This is a genomic window from Rhodosalinus sp. 5P4, from assembly GCF_041365695.1.
Lineage (GTDB): Bacteria > Pseudomonadota > Alphaproteobacteria > Rhodobacterales > Rhodobacteraceae > Rhodosalinus.
Genome location: NZ_JBGFSJ010000001.1, coordinates 467,784 through 482,360, shown reverse-complemented (window position 1 = coordinate 482,360; position 14,577 = coordinate 467,784). Strand labels below are relative to the sequence as shown.

The following is a 14,577-nucleotide window of genomic DNA, read 5'->3' as shown; positions in this document are numbered from 1 at the left end:
CGGCGGTTTCGGCGGGCGTCAGGTAGACAGTGTTTTCCGGGCGGCCACAACGGGAAATCCGTGCATCCGGTGCCCCCGGGCGACGGAGCGCGCTCAGGCGCTGCGCCGCGCCTCCGTGAAATCGGCGGCGAGGGGCGGGACCTGTGCCAGCGCCCGTTCCACCAGCTCTGGGCCCGCATCCGGGCAGGACGCGCCCTCGGAGAGCATCTGCCGCCAGCGCCGCGCGCCCGGCCTGCCGGCGAAGAGCCCCAGCATGTGCCGCGTGACCTGGTTGAGCCGCCCGCCGGCCGAGAGATGCGCCTCGATGTAGGGCAGCATGGCCCGCGCCGCGGCCTCGGGCGTGGTCTGGCGCGCCTCGCCCCAGAGCCGCCGGTCGGCCTCGCCCAGGATGTCCCAGGGCCGGTGATAGGCGGCGCGTCCCACCATCACGCCCGCGAAACCGTCTTCGAGATGCGCCTCGACCTCGTCGAGCGATTGCACGCCGCCGTTGAGCGCGATCGAAAGTGCCGGGAAGGCGTCGCGCATGCGCCGCACGAGATCGTAATCGAGCGGCGGCACGTCGCGGTTCTCCTTCGGGCTCAGCCCCTCGAGCCAGGCCTTGCGGGCGTGCACCGTGACCTGCGCCGCGCCGGCCTCGGCCATGCGCGCCAGGAAATCGGGCAGCACGCGCTCCGGGTCCTGCTCGTCCACGCCGATGCGGCACTTGACGGTCACCGGCACCGCGACGGCGGCGCGCATCGCCGCCACGCAGTCGGCCACGCGCGCGGGGTCGCGCATCAGCACCGCGCCGAAGGTGCCGGATTGCACGCGGTCCGACGGGCAGCCCACATTGAGGTTGATCTCGTCGTAGCCCGCCTCCGCGCCGAGCCGCGCCGCCTGGGCGAGCTCCTCCGGATCGGAGCCGCCGAGCTGAAGCGCGACAGGATGCTCCTCGGGGCTGTGGTCCAGAAGATGCAGCGCGCCGCCCCGCACCAGCGCGGGCGCGGTCACCATCTCGGTATAAAGAAGCGTCCGGCGCGACAGCTGCCGGTGGAAGACCCGGCAGTGCCGGTCGGTCCAGTCCATCATCGGTGCGACGGACAGGCGGCAGGCCGTTTCTTGCTGTTCCATCGGCACGGTCCACGTCCTTCCTGAAGGCTCCGGGCGCGCGGCGGGCGCGTCGCGGGGCCCGGGATGCGGCCGCCCGCCACGCTCGCGGGCGCCCCCGGATCACGCCCAGATGGCGCAGATGCCGTGATTTTGCAACACTCGGGCCCATCGGCCGGGCTCGCCGCGCCGCGCCTGCCGAAGGGACGCCGACGCGCGCGGTCGCGCGACGGCATTGATGGCGACGGCCCTGCGCCGTAGACTAAACCCATGATCGGCGAGGACGTGGCAAGGCGGGGCGCGCCTGCGTGGGGCGCGCGATGAGCCGGGAAAACGACCGGCTGGCCCGATACCGCGCGCGGCGGGATTTCTCGAAAAGCCCAGAACCCGAGGGAGGCGGCAGCATGTCCGAAAACGCTCCGCGTTTCGTGATCCAGAAGCACGACGCCTCCACGCTCCACTACGACGTCCGTCTCGAGGTCGACGGCGTGCTGAAATCCTGGGTGGTGCCCAAGGGCCCCTCCACCGATCCGGGCGAGAAGCGCCTGGCGCTGCCCACCGAGGACCATCCGCTCGACTATGCCGATTTCGAAGGCGTGATCCCCGAGGGCGAATACGGCGCGGGCACGGTGCTCGTCTGGGACACGGGGCCCTACGAGAACATCACCGAGAAGGAGGACGGCCTGCGCCCCATGGCCGAGGCGATCGAGGACGGCCACGTGCTGGTGCGACTCCATGGCGAGAAGCTGCAGGGCGGCTACGCGTTTCAGCGCACGGGGTCGGGCGAGGACGCGCGCTGGCTTCTCGTGAAGATGGACGACGAGGCGGCCGACGCGCGGCGCAACCCCGTCTCCACCGAGCCGCTTTCGGTGCTCTCGGGCCGCGATCTCGACGAGATCGCCGACGCGGGGGCGGAGCGGTGAGTGGCCCCTTCGACGCGCTCTCCGACACGGAGCGGGACGCGCTTCGGGACGCGCCCCACCCGGACTGGACGGCGCCGATGCTGGCCACGCTCACCGACGACCGTTTCTCCGATCCCGGCTGGCTTTACGAGCGCAAGCTCGACGGCGAGCGCGCCCTCACCTTCCGGGACGGCGACCGCGTCCGCCTGCTCACCCGGAACCGCAAGGATCTGGGCCAGACCTACCCGGAAATCGCCGAGGCGCTCGGCACGGCGACGCCGGAAGACTTCGTGGCCGACGGCGAGATCGTCGCCTTCGAGGGCGGCGTCACAAGCTTCTCCCGGCTTCAGGCCCGCATGCAGATCAAGGACGCCGAGGCGGCGCGGAAAAGCGATGTGCGCGTCTTCTACTACCTCTTCGATCTGCTGCACCTCGACGGGCAGGACCTGACCGCCCTGCCCTTGCGCGCGCGGAAGTCGGTCCTGAAGCGCGCCTTCGGTTTCGCCGACCCGATCCGCTTCACGCCCCATCGCGTCGAGGAGGGCGAGGCCTTCTTCCGCGAGGCCTGCGACAAGGGCTGGGAAGGCGTCATCGCCAAGCGCGCGGACGCGCCCTACGTCCACAGCCGCTCGCGGGACTGGCTGAAGTTCAAGTGCGCGAACGGGCAGGAGCTGGTGATCGGCGGCTTCACCGAGCCCGAGGGCAGCCGCAAGGGCTTCGGCGCGCTGCTCGTGGGCTACTACGAGGACGGCGCGCTGCGCTACGCGGGCAAGGTGGGCACGGGGTTCGACGACGCGTTCCTCGAAAGCTTCCGGCAGAAGCTCGACGGGCTCTCCCGCAAGACGGCGCCCTTCGACGACCCACCCGCGGGCGACGGCGTGACCTGGGTCTCGCCGGAGCTCGTGGCCGAGATCGGCTTCACCGAGTGGACCTCCCACGGCAAGCTGCGCCATCCCCGCTTTCTCGGGCTGCGCGACGACAAGGACCCGCGCGACGTCACGCGCGAGCGCCCGGCGGCATGAGCGAGAAGACGATCACCGTGGACGGGCGCGAGATCGCGCTCTCGAACCTCGACAAGGTGTTCTTCCCGGATGACGGGATCACCAAGGGCGACCTCGTGGACCATTACCGGCGGATCGCCGGCATCGCCCTGCCGCACTGGCGGGAGCGTGCGCTCACGATGCACCGCTTCCCGGACGGGATCGGCGAGGACGGCTTCTTTCAGAAGGACATCCCCGGCCACTTCCCCGACTGGATCGCGCGCGCGAACCTGCCCAAGGAAGGCGGGACCGTCACCCACATCCTCGCCAACGAGGCCGCGACCCTCGTCTACATCGCCAACCAGGGCTGCATCACGCCACACCTCGCGCTCGCCCGCGCCGACGCGCCGGACCGCCCAGACCGGCTGATCTTCGACCTCGACCCCTCCGACGACGATTTCGGCAAGGTGCAGGAGGCGGCCGAGCGGCTTCGCGCCCGTCTAGAGGCGCTGGATCTTCCCGTCTTCGTGCAGACCACCGGCTCGCGCGGGCTGCATCTGGTGGTCCCGCTCGACGGCTCCGCGCCCTTCGACCCCGTGCGCGCCGCCGCGCGGCGGCTGGCCGAGGCCGTGGCCGAAGACGCCCCCGCCCTCGCCACGGTGGCGCAGCGCAAGGCGTCGCGCGGCGACCGGGTGTTCCTCGACTGGCTGCGAAACGCCTACGGGCAGACCGCCGTCGCGCCCTATGCGGTGCGCGCGCGCCCGGGCGCGCCCGTCGCCACGCCGCTCACCTGGAAGGAGGCGCTCTCCGGCGACATGACACCCCGAAAATACACCGTCGCCAACATCTTCCGCCGATTGGGCCAGGCCGAGGATCCCTGGGCCGGGATCGACGCGCAGCCCGCCGACGCGGCGGCCCTGGTCGAACGGACCTGAGCGGGACGGCCAGCGCCGGGGCCGCATCCTTGCCGTCGCGCGACGGCGCGGTCAGAGCGACGCCGGACCTGCCGCTCGCAAACGCCGCGGGATGCCTCCGGCCCGCGCCTCGGCGTGGCCCGGGGCCTGATCCCGGCGGCGTTTGGGCGCGCCCCTCAGTCCGCGCCGCGCACCTCGATGGGCGCGTCGGGATCCGGGTGGAAGACGCGCTGGATGAAGAAGCCCGCCGCAGCCAGCCCGATGCCGATCAGGTCGGTGAGCCACCCCCCCTCGATCATGAAAAGCGCCGCCACCAGGATGGCAAGGCGCACCATCCAGGCCGCGCGCGCGCCGAGGAACCAGCCCTGCACCCCTGAGGAGAGCAGAAACACGCCCACGGTCGCGGTGAGCGCCGCGCGCCCCACCTCGGGCCATGTCCCGTCCATGAGCAGGGCGGAGTTGTAGAAGAACATGAAGGGCACGACGAAGGCGGCGATGCCGATCTTGAAGGAGGCGACCGAGGTCTCCATCGGGTTGGCGCCCGAGATGCCCGCCGCCGCGTAGCTCGCCAGCGCCACGGGCGGCGTGATCGCCGAGAGCACCGCGAAGTAGAACACGAAGAAATGCGCGGTGAGCGTCGGAATGCCGAGATTGACGAGCCCCGGCGCCACCACCGAGGCCGCCACCGCGTAGGCCGCCGTGGTGGGCATCCCCATGCCGAGCAGGATCGCGATGCACATCGCGAAGAAGAGCGCGAGAAGCTGGCTCACGCCGGCGAGGCCCAGCAGCAGGTTCGAGAACCGCGCCCCCACCCCGGTGAGCGAGATGACCCCAACGATGATGCCCGCGCAGGCGCAGACCGTGATGATCTGGATCGACATGGTGCCGGCGATCTCGAAAGCCTTGCCGACGGATTTGAGACCCATCCGGTAGGGGGTGAGCCAGCTCACCACCGCGGCGGCGACGGTGGCGTAGGTGCCCGCGCGGATCACCGAGTATCCCATGAAGAGCGCCGCGATGAGGATCACGATCGGCAGGAACAGGAAGGCGCGGCGCGCCATGTCGCCGAGGCGCGGCAGCTCGTCGTCGCGCATCCCCCGCATCCCGAGCTTCGCCGCCTCGAAGTCGACCATGAAGTAGACCGACACGAAGTAGAGCACCGCGGGGATGATCGCGGCGATGGCGATCTCCTGGTAGGGGATGCCCGTGATCTCGGCCATGATGAAGGCGCCCGCGCCCATGATGGGCGGCATGATCTGCCCGCCGGTGGAGGCCGCGGCCTCGACCGCGCCCGAGGTCTGCTTCTTGTAGCCCACCTTCTTCATCAACGGGATGGTGAGCGAGCCGGTGGCCACCACGTTGCCCGCCGAGGTGCCGTTGATCATGCCCATGAGGCCCGAGGCGAAGATCGCCACCTTGGCCGGCCCGCCGCGCGCGCGGCCCGCCGCGGCGAAGGCGAAGTTGACGAAGTAGTCGCCCACCTTCGATGCCTGAAGGAAGGCGGCGAAGATGATGAAAAGGATGATGTAGGTCGAGCTCACCGCCGTGGTCGGCCCGAGGATGCCCGCATCGGTGTAGACCTGGCTGAAGAAGCGCTGCCAGCTCACCGCGGGAGAATTAAGGAAGCCCGGCATGTACTGGCCGGTGAAGACATAGGCGAGGAAGACGCCGGCGATGATCACGAGGGCGAGGCCCGCCGCGCGCCGCGTCAGCTCCATGATGAGGGCGGTGCCCGCCACCGCGGCGATCGAGATGCCGATGGGCGCGAAGGGCGTGCCCGTGGAGTTGCGCATCAGGGTGCCGTAGATCGTCACCAGGTAGACCGCGACCGAGACCGCGCAGATCCCCAGAAGGATGTCCGGCGCGGCAAACGCCGACCGGCGGCGCCGGTGCGCCCAGCCGATCAGGATGCCGCCGAAGGTGGCCACCAGCAGCGGCACGCCGAAATACCAGATCTCGCGGAAGCGCAGCGTCTCGTCGATGCCGTTCCACATCAGCCCGTCGCGGATGAGGGTCGCGAACCAGACGCCCGCGCCCAGCGAGAAGAGCGCGGGCGCCATGAGCAGGATGGCGAGGCCACCCAGCAGCGGCGTCTCGCGCATTTCCTCGTCGCGGAAACTCGCCGAGGCGTAGAGCAGGAACCCGATCACGAGCGCCCCCGCGATGTGCACGATCCGGAAATTCCACGTCTCCATGGGGAATTGCGGCAGGAACGGGATCTCGATGCCGGTCAGGGCCTCGACCGAAATCCCGTTTAGCGCGGCCATGTGGAAGGCCGCGTAAAGCCCCGAGAACACCGTGACGAAGGTGTAGGCGGCGCCCGTGTAGAGGCGGCGGTTCTTCTCGACCGGCTCTTCGTCGACGCCTTCGGCGATGACCTGCTGGGGATCGATTGCGGGCTGGGAGCTCATGGGCCTCGTCCGTCATGCGGTCTGGGCGGGCAACGTCGCGCGGGCGATGGCCACGCGCGACGCGCGAAGGTGCGGGCCGCATCCCTTCCGGACGCGGCCCGCAGAGTCTCGGGTGTTGCTTACATCCCGTGAATCATGTCGTCCGGGATGTCGGCGTCCGCGTTCTCCTTGAACCAGCGCGCCGCGCCCGGGTGCCACATAAGCACGTTGTTCTTGTCCCAGTTCTCCGGGATCGTCGACCGCGCCGCGCGGTGGATGTTCACCATCCGCTCGTTGTCGGACATCACCACGTCGGTCGCCGCATAGACGAACTCCTCGGGAAGGTCGCAGTTGGCGATGGCGAAGTTCCACATCGAGACCGAGCGCGCCGGCGCCTCGAGGGTCTGGTAGGTGTCCGCCGCGATCTCGAATTGCGAGACCGGGAACGCCTCGAGGATGGTCGCCTGCTCCTCCTCGGTGAACTCGATGATGTTGATGTCGGTCTGCACCTCGAGCTGGCTCACCGCCGGCACGGGCACGCCGGCCGCGAAGGCGATCACGTCGAGAAGCCCGTCCTGAAGCTGGCCGCCGAGATCCGACCAGCCGCCGTTGCGGCGGTCGAAGTTCACGCCGAGCTCTTCCATCATGCGCGGGAAATAGGTGTCGGAGGTGGAGCCCGCCGGGCCGAAGCCGATGCGCGCGCCGTCCGGGATGTCGGAGATCGACGAGATGCCCGAGGACGACAGCGCCGTGATCGAGAACGGCGTCTGGTACATCGGGAACATCGCGCAGGCGTTGGTCATCTGAAGGCCGGGAGCGATCGGGTTGTCGCCGGCCATGGACTCTGCGGCCGGGCCCATCGTCGTCATGCCGAAGGCGGCGTCGCCGGTGTGCACCAGCGCCATGTTCTGCATCGGGCCGCCCGTGACTTCGCCGCCGCCGGAAAGACCGAGCTCCTCGGCCACGAGATTGGCCCAGCCCGAGCCGTAGGCGAAATAGGTGCCGCCCTGGCTCGCCGTGCCGACGGTGAAGCTGTCGGGCCAGCCGGTGCGGTCATAGTCCTGCGCGACGGCCGCGCCGGCCGCGACACTCGCCGCGATTGCGGTCGAAAGAAGCGTTTTCATTGGATCCTCCCTTGGTTCCGTGCCCGCGGACCGTGCCCGCGGGCGTCGCACCGTCATAAAACATATGCCCGCGCGGGCAAGGGAAATGTCCGGTCAGCCGCCGCACTCGGACACCTTGCGCGCCTGGTCGAGGAGCGCCGCGATGACCGGCGTCGTCGGGTCGCGCTCGGGCGCGACGAGGCCGATCAGATGCTCGGCCTCGGGCGCCACGAGCGGCACCGACTGCAGCCCGCCCATCGCGCCGAAGAGCTCCGCCAGGCGGCTCGGCAGCACCGTGGCGAGGCCGCCCGCGCGGACATGGCTGACCAGCGTGACCACCGAGCTCGCCTCCAGAACGGGGTCGGCGGTGCGCCCGGCCTCGGCCATGTGCTGGTTGACGATCCGCCGGTTCTGCATGTCGGGCGTCAGGAGCGCGAGCGGCAGGTCGGCAAGCTCCGCCCAGCCCAGCCGCGCCCGCCCCGCAAGCGGCCCGCCCTCGGGCGCGACGGCCATGTAGCGTTCGCGGTAGAGCGGGACGGAGGCCACGCGCCCCAGCGGCTCGTTGTCGAGGTAGGTGATGCCCGCCTCCGCCTCGAGGTCGTCGAGCATGGCGAGGATCTCCGCCGAGCTGCGCGAGTAGATCGAGAAGCGCACGTTGGGATGCCGCGTGCGGAACGGCGTGGTCAGCCGCTCCACCGTGGAAAGGGCGGTGGGGATCACCGCGAGGCGCAGGTTGCCCGAAAGCCCCTGCCGCGCCGCGCGCATCTCGGCGCGCATGGCGCGGCTGTCGGCCACGATGCGCCGCGCCCAGTCGAGCACGCGCTGGCCTTCCGGCGTGAGCCCCTGGAAGCGCGAGCCGCGCCAGACCAGCATCACGCCCAGCTGGTCCTCGAGCTGCTTGATCCCGGCCGAGAGCGTGGGCTGTGTCACGCCGCATTCCTCCGCCGCGCGGCCGAAATGCTGCTCGTGCGCGAGCGCGATGAACATCTCCAGCTTGTCGATCATGGCCTCGTCTCCGTTCACCCTTTCGCGACCGAAATCCCCTGCGCGACGTCATGCGAGGGGTTTGCGACCGCTTGATAGAAGATACCTATCAAACGACGAAACTGCGACATTGAACCGCAGCGCCGTCCGCGGCATCCGCGGGGCGAGAAGATCGCCAAGGAGTGCGCCTTATGGCCCTCGACGCCGCCGCCGCCAATCCGCGTCTCGCCCGGCTCGACGAGATCGTGCGCTCCCATGCCGGGCGCGAGGGGCCGCTTTTGCCCATCCTGCACGACGTTCAGGCGGAGTGGGGCCACATCCCCGCCGAGATGATCCCGGCCATCGCCGACAGGCTCAACCTTACCCGCGCCGAGGTGCACGGGGTGGTGAGTTTCTATCACGACTTCCGCGAGGCGCCCGCCGGCCGCAGGGTCGTGAAGCTCTGCCGCTCCGAGGCCTGCAAGGCCGTGGGCGCGGACGCGCTCGCCGCGGAGGCCGAGGCGCGCCTCGGCGTCGCCATGGGCGAGACGCGGGCGGACGGCGCCGTGACGCTGGAGCCGGTCTATTGCCTCGGGCTCTGCGCCTGCGGCCCGGCGGCGATGGTGGACGGCGAGATCGTCGGGCGCGCGGACGCGGCGCGGATCGAGGCCACGGTGAAGGAGCGCGACGCATGAAGGTCTATCTGCCCCGCGACGCCGCCGCGAAGGCGCTCGGCGCCGAGGCCGTGGCGCAAGCCCTGCGCGCCGAGGCCGACCGCCGCGACGTTCCGCTCGAGCTCGTTCGCACGGGCACGCGCGGCATGATCTGGCTGGAGCCGCTTCTCGAGATCGAGTGCGACGGCCAGCGCCACGGCTTCGGGCCGATGACGGCGGCGGATGTGCCGGCGCTCTTCGAGACCGCGGATGCCCACCCCAAGGCGCTGGGGCCCGTGGAAGAGCTCGACTGGATGAAGCGGCAGACCCGGCTCACCTTCCAGCGCTGCGGCGTGATCGACCCGCTCGACCTTGGCCAGTACGAGGCCCATGGCGGCCTTGCCGGGCTGCGCCGTGCGCTCGGGATGACGGCCGCGGAGATCGTCCAGGAAGTGACCGAGAGCGGGCTTCGCGGACGGGGCGGCGCGGGCTTTCCCACGGGGATCAAGTGGAACACCGTCCTGAACGCCGAGGGCCCGCAGAAATACATCGTCTGCAACGCCGACGAGGGCGACAGCGGCACTTTCGCCGACCGCATGATCATGGAGGGTGACCCGTTCTGCCTGATCGAGGGCATGGCGATCGCCGGGCTCGGCACGGGCGCCACGAAGGGCTACGTCTACCTCCGCTCGGAATACCCCGACGCCATAGAGGTGATGGAGGAGGCGGTCCGCCGCGCCCAGGCGGCGGGCGTGCTGGGCGACGACCTGCTCGGCTCCGGCCGCGCCTTCGACATGGAGATCCGCGTGGGCGCGGGCGCCTATGTCTGCGGCGAGGAGACCTCTCTGCTGAACTCACTCGAGGGCAAGCGCGGCATCGTGCGCGCCAAGCCGCCGCTCCCGGCGCTCGAGGGCTTCCTCGGCCGGCCCACGGTGGTCAACAACGTCATCAGCCTCGCCACCGTGCCGGTCATCTTCGAGAAGGGCGCGCGCTTCTACGCCGATTTCGGGCTCGGCCGGTCGAAGGGCACGATCCCGGTGCAGATCGCGGGCAACGTGGCGCGCGGCGGGCTGTTCGAGACCGCCTTCGGCATGCCGCTCGGAACCCTCGTCGAGGAGATCGCGGGCGGCACCGCCTCGGGGCGGCCGGTGAAGGCGGTGCAGGTGGGCGGGCCGCTCGGCGCCTACATGCACGCCTCCCAGTTCGACACGCCCTTCGGCTACGAGGAATTCGACGGCCAGGGCGGGCTCATCGGCCATGCGGGCATCGTGGTCTTCGACGAGAGCGCCGACATGCTGGAGATGGCGCGCTTCGCCATGGAGTTCTGCGCCGTGGAGAGCTGTGGCAAGTGCACCCCCTGCCGGATCGGCGCGGTGCGCGGGGTCGAGACGCTCGAGCGCATCCGAGCCGGCGACGGTGCGGCGGTGGAGCTGCTCGCCGACCTCTGCGACACGATGAAGGACGGCTCGCTCTGCGCGCTGGGCGGGTTCACCCCCTACCCCGTGATGAGCGCGCTGCGCCACTTCCCCGAGGAGTTCGGCGCCGCGCGGGAGGCCGCGGAATGAGACCCGGGGCCGGTTTCGCCGCGCGGAGAGCTGGCGCGGCACTGACGTATCCCCTGAGTATTTGGGCCAAGAAGAAGGATCTGGGCGAATGAAGGATTTCGTCATTCCCTGGGACGACGCGGACAAGGGCACGCCGGCGAAAACCGGCGCGCCGGTGACGCTCAGCGTGGACGGGATCGCCGTCACGGTGCCCGAGGGCACCTCCGTCATGCGCGCGGCCGCCGAGGCGGGCATTCAGGTGCCGAAGCTCTGCGCGACCGACAGCCTGGAGGCCTTCGGCTCCTGCCGGCTCTGCGTGGTGGAGATCGAGGGGCGGCGCGGCACGCCTGCTTCCTGCACCACGCCCGTGGCCGAGGGGATGGTGGTGCGCACCCAGACGCCCAAGGTGCAGAAGCTCCGCAAGGGGGTGATGGAGCTCTACATCTCCGACCACCCGCTCGACTGCCTGACCTGCGCCGCGAACGGCGACTGCGAATTGCAGGACATGGCCGGCGCGGTGGGCCTGCGCGACGTGCGCTACGGCTACGAGGGCGAGAACCATGTCGCCGCGCGCTCGAACGGCGAGGCGAACCCGCGCTACCTGCCCAAGGACGAGAGCAATCCCTATTTCACCTACGATCCGTCGAAATGCATCGTCTGCTCACGCTGCGTGCGCGCCTGCGAGGAGGTGCAGGGCACCTTCGCGCTGACCATCGAGGGCCGCGGCTTCGACAGCCGCGTGTCGGCGGGCATGGCGGGCGACGATTTCCTGAACTCTGAATGCGTGAGCTGCGGCGCCTGCGTGCAGGCCTGCCCGACGGCGACGCTGCAGGAGAAATCCGTGATCGAGCTCGGCACGCCCGAGCGCAAGGTCGTGACCACCTGCGCCTATTGCGGGGTGGGATGCTCCTTCGAGGCGCAGCTGAACGGCGACCAGCTCGTGCGCATGGTGCCCTGGAAGCAGGGCAAGGCGAACCGGGGGCATTCCTGCGTGAAGGGCCGCTTCGCCTACGGCTATGCGAGCCACCCTGACCGCATCCTGAACCCGATGATCCGCGAGACGATCGACGAACCCTGGCGCGAGGTGTCCTGGGACGAGGCGCTGTCCTTCGCCGCCGGGCGCCTGCGCGGCATCCAGGAGGCGCACGGGCGCCAGGCCATCGGCGGCATCACGTCGAGCCGCTGCACCAACGAGGAGACCTACCTCGTCCAGAAGATGATCCGCGCCGTCTTCGGCAACAACAACACCGACACCTGCGCGCGGGTCTGCCACTCGCCCACGGGCTACGGGCTCAAGACCACCTTCGGCACCTCCGCGGGCACGCAGGATTTCGACTCGGTGGAGCACACCGATGTCGTGCTGGTGATCGGCGCCAATCCGACCGACGGGCACCCGGTCTTCGCCTCGCGGCTCAAGAAGCGCCTGCGCGCGGGCGCGAAGCTCATCGTGGTCGACCCGCGGCGGATCGACCTCGTGCGCACGCCCCATATCGAGGCCGCGCATCACCTGCCGCTGCGCCCGGGAACCAACGTGGCGGTGCTGACCGCCCTGGCCCATGTCATCGTGACCGAGGGTCTGGTGGACGAGGACTTCGTGCGCGAGCGCTGCGACTGGGACGAGTTCCAGGACTGGGCGGGCTTCGTCGCCGAGGACCGGCACTCGCCTGAGGCCACCGAGGCGCTCACCGGCGTGTCGGCGGCCGAGCTCCGCGCCGCGGCCCGGCTCTATGCCACGGGCGGCAACGGTGCGATCTACTACGGGCTCGGCGTGACCGAGCACTCCCAGGGCTCCACCACCGTGATGGCGATCGCGAACCTCGCCATGGCGACCGGCAACATCGGCCGGCCGGGCGTGGGCGTGAACCCGCTCCGGGGCCAGAACAACGTGCAGGGCGCCTGCGACATGGGCTCCTTCCCGCATGAGCTGCCGGGCTACCGCCATGTCTCGGACGAGGCGGCGCGGGAGGTGTTCGAGCGGATCTGGGGCGCGACGATCGACCCCGAGCCGGGCCTGCGCATCCCCAACATGCTGGACGCGGCCGTCTCGGGCGAGTTCCGCGGCATCTACATCCAGGGCGAGGACATCCTGCAATCCGATCCCGACACGCACCACGTCGCCGCGGGCCTTGCCGCGATGGAGTGCGTGATCGTCCACGATCTCTTCCTGAACGAGACCGCGAACTACGCGCATGTCTTCCTGCCGGGCTCCACCTTCCTGGAGAAGGACGGCACCTTCACCAACGCCGAGCGCCGGATCAACCGGGTTCGCAAGGTGATGGAGCCGAAGAACGGGTTCGCCGACTGGGAGATCACCCAGATGCTGGCGAATGCCATGGGCGCGGACTGGGACTACACGCATCCCGCCGAGGTCATGGACGAGATCGCCGCCACCACGCCCTCCTTCGCCGGCGTCTCCTACGCGGTGCTCGAGGAAAAGGGGTCCGTCCAGTGGCCCTGCAACGAGGCCAGGCCCGAGGGCTCGCCGGTGATGCACATCGACGGCTTCGTGCGCGGCAAGGGCAAGTTCGTGCTGACCGAATACGTGCCCACAGAAGAGCGGACCGGCCCGCGCTTCCCGCTTCTGCTCACCACCGGGCGGATCCTCAGCCAGTACAACGTGGGCGCCCAGACCCGGCGCACCGCGAACACGGTGTGGCATGAAGAGGACGTGCTGGAAATCCACCCCAACGACGCCGAACTGCGTGGCATCCGCGAGGGCCAGTGGGTGAAGATCGCGTCCCGCAAGGGCGAGACCTCGCTGCGCGCGCACCTGACAGAGCGGATGGCGTCGGGCGTGGTCTACACCACCTTCCACCACCCCGACACGCAGGCCAACGTGGTGACGACCGACTATTCCGACTGGGCGACCAACTGCCCGGAATACAAGGTGACGGCTGTGCAGGTGAGCCCCTCGAACGGGCCGACGGAGTGGCAGGAGGACTACGCGGCCATGGCGGACCGGGCACGCCGCGTGCTGCCGGCGGCGGAGTGACATGACCCGCGATCCGCGCATCGAGATCGGCCCCCGGGCCGCCCTGCCGCTGGCGGACGAGGTGCCCGTGGCGCTCGTCTACAACGGCGAGACGCAGGCGGTGATGATGGCCACGCCGCGCGATCTGGAGGATTTCGCGCGAGGCTTCTCGCTGACCGAGGGGATCGTCACGGCGGCCGACGAGATCGAGGAAATCGAGATCGTCGACCACGGGCGCGGGTTCGAGGCGCGGATGTGGCTGCCCGAGGCGGCGGCGGGGCGGCTCGCCGCGCGCCGGCGCGCGATGACGGGGCCGGTGGGCTGCGGGCTCTGCGGCATCGACTCGATCGAGGCGGCGCTTCGCCCCGCCGCGCAGGTCGCCACCGACGCGCTGCGCCTTTCGGCGCCCGACCTGCGCGCCGCGCCCGAGGCGCTGCGCCGGCGCCAGCCGGGCCATGATGCGACCCATGCCATGCACGCCGCCGCGCTCTGGGAACCGGGGCGCGGTCTCCTCTTCCCGCGCGAGGACGTGGGCCGGCACAACGCGCTCGACAAGGTGGCGGGCGCCTGCCTCGCCGCCGGCGAGACGGGGCGCGGCCGCGCCGTGGTGCTGACCTCCCGCGTGTCGGTGGAGATGGTGCAAAAGGCCGCCGCGATGGGCGCCGAGGCTGTTGTCGCCGTCTCCGCGCCCACCGCGCTCGCCGTCGAGATGGCCGAGGCCGCGGGGTTGACGCTCTTGGCCGGGCTCAAGCACACCGCGCGGGTTTACGCCCACCCGCACCGACTGACCGAGGGAGCGATCGAATGACCGAGGGAGCGATCGAATGACCGAGGAAAAACTCGTCCGCATGGCGAACCAGATCGCCACCTTCTTCCACTCGCAACACGACGCGGACCGCGCGGCACAGGTGGCCCGACACCTTGCCGATTTCTGGGAGCCGCGCATGCGCAAGGACCTCTTCGCACTCATCGAGCGCGGCGGCGCGGGCCTCGACCCGCTGGTGATCGAGGCGGCGGGCCGGCTCCGGGCCGAGGCGTGACGTAAGGACGCGCCGAAAGACGCACGCGAAA

Annotated in this window: 12 protein-coding genes; 8 read left to right on the top strand and 4 right to left on the bottom strand. The window is 70.3% G+C overall.

The genetic code is table 11. The features are described from left to right. Positions 1–93: 93 nt before the first annotated feature. Positions 94–1,110, bottom strand: coding sequence for a tRNA dihydrouridine(20/20a) synthase DusA (dusA, locus tag AB6A69_RS02385; RefSeq protein ID WP_371059513.1), 1,017 nt, complete (start codon positions 1,108–1,110; stop codon positions 94–96). A gap of 296 nt (positions 1,111–1,406) precedes the next feature. Between dusA and AB6A69_RS02380 the strand changes: the two genes are divergently transcribed. Genes AB6A69_RS02380 through ligD (AB6A69_RS02370) form a run of 3 tightly spaced genes read left to right on the top strand, consistent with a single transcriptional unit; the run spans position 1,407 to position 3,903 of the window. Further along, positions 1,407–2,009: a DNA polymerase ligase N-terminal domain-containing protein gene (locus tag AB6A69_RS02380; protein WP_371059511.1), complete on the top strand. Its 603-nt coding sequence runs from the start codon at positions 1,407–1,409 to the stop codon at positions 2,007–2,009. Further along, positions 2,006–3,010 carry a non-homologous end-joining DNA ligase gene (gene ligD, locus AB6A69_RS02375; protein WP_371059510.1) on the top strand — a complete coding sequence of 335 codons (1,005 nt, stop codon included), beginning with the start codon at positions 2,006–2,008 and terminating at the stop codon, positions 3,008–3,010. Before AB6A69_RS02380 ends, ligD (AB6A69_RS02375) begins: the two co-directional genes overlap by 4 nt. Continuing rightward, on the top strand, positions 3,007–3,903 hold the full coding sequence (gene ligD, locus AB6A69_RS02370; protein ID WP_371059509.1) for a non-homologous end-joining DNA ligase: 897 nt from the start codon (positions 3,007–3,009) through the stop codon (positions 3,901–3,903). Before ligD (AB6A69_RS02375) ends, ligD (AB6A69_RS02370) begins: the two co-directional genes overlap by 4 nt. A 155-nt stretch (positions 3,904–4,058) precedes the next feature. Here ligD (AB6A69_RS02370) and AB6A69_RS02365 read toward each other — a convergent pair whose 3' ends face one another. The 3 genes from AB6A69_RS02365 to AB6A69_RS02355 form a co-directional block, all read right to left on the bottom strand. Then, complete coding sequence (locus AB6A69_RS02365) at positions 4,059–6,293, bottom strand: TRAP transporter permease (protein ID WP_371059508.1); 2,235 nt, start codon at positions 6,291–6,293, stop codon at positions 4,059–4,061. Between the two features lie 119 nt (positions 6,294–6,412). After that, positions 6,413–7,396, bottom strand: coding sequence for a TAXI family TRAP transporter solute-binding subunit (locus AB6A69_RS02360; protein WP_371036328.1), 984 nt, complete (start codon positions 7,394–7,396; stop codon positions 6,413–6,415). 93 nt (positions 7,397–7,489) lie between these two features. Further along, positions 7,490–8,380: a LysR family transcriptional regulator gene (locus AB6A69_RS02355; protein WP_371036329.1), complete on the bottom strand. Its 891-nt coding sequence runs from the start codon at positions 8,378–8,380 to the stop codon at positions 7,490–7,492. A 170-nt stretch (positions 8,381–8,550) separates the two neighbouring features. On the opposite strand from AB6A69_RS02355, the gene AB6A69_RS02350 reads away from it, so the two are divergent. The 5 genes from AB6A69_RS02350 (at position 8,551) to AB6A69_RS02330 (ending at position 14,546) form a co-directional block, all read left to right on the top strand. Beyond that, on the top strand, positions 8,551–9,033 hold the full coding sequence (locus tag AB6A69_RS02350; protein WP_371056560.1) for a formate dehydrogenase subunit gamma: 483 nt from the start codon (positions 8,551–8,553) through the stop codon (positions 9,031–9,033). Further along, the gene (locus tag AB6A69_RS02345) at positions 9,030–10,556 is read left to right on the top strand and encodes a formate dehydrogenase beta subunit (RefSeq protein WP_371059507.1); all 1,527 of its coding nucleotides are present in this window, start codon (positions 9,030–9,032) and stop codon (positions 10,554–10,556) included. Before AB6A69_RS02350 ends, AB6A69_RS02345 begins: the two co-directional genes overlap by 4 nt. Positions 10,557–10,644: 88 nt before the next feature. Further along, positions 10,645–13,527 carry a formate dehydrogenase subunit alpha gene (gene fdhF / locus AB6A69_RS02340; protein ID WP_371059506.1) on the top strand — a complete coding sequence of 961 codons (2,883 nt, stop codon included), beginning with the start codon at positions 10,645–10,647 and terminating at the stop codon, positions 13,525–13,527. A gap of 1 nt (position 13,528) precedes the next feature. Next, entirely contained in the window at positions 13,529–14,314 is a 786-nt protein-coding gene (gene fdhD / locus AB6A69_RS02335; RefSeq protein ID WP_371059505.1) for a formate dehydrogenase accessory sulfurtransferase FdhD, read from the top strand. A gap of 16 nt (positions 14,315–14,330) precedes the next feature. Continuing rightward, entirely contained in the window at positions 14,331–14,546 is a 216-nt protein-coding gene (locus AB6A69_RS02330; protein WP_371056564.1) for a formate dehydrogenase subunit delta, read from the top strand. Positions 14,547–14,577 lie beyond the last annotated feature (31 nt).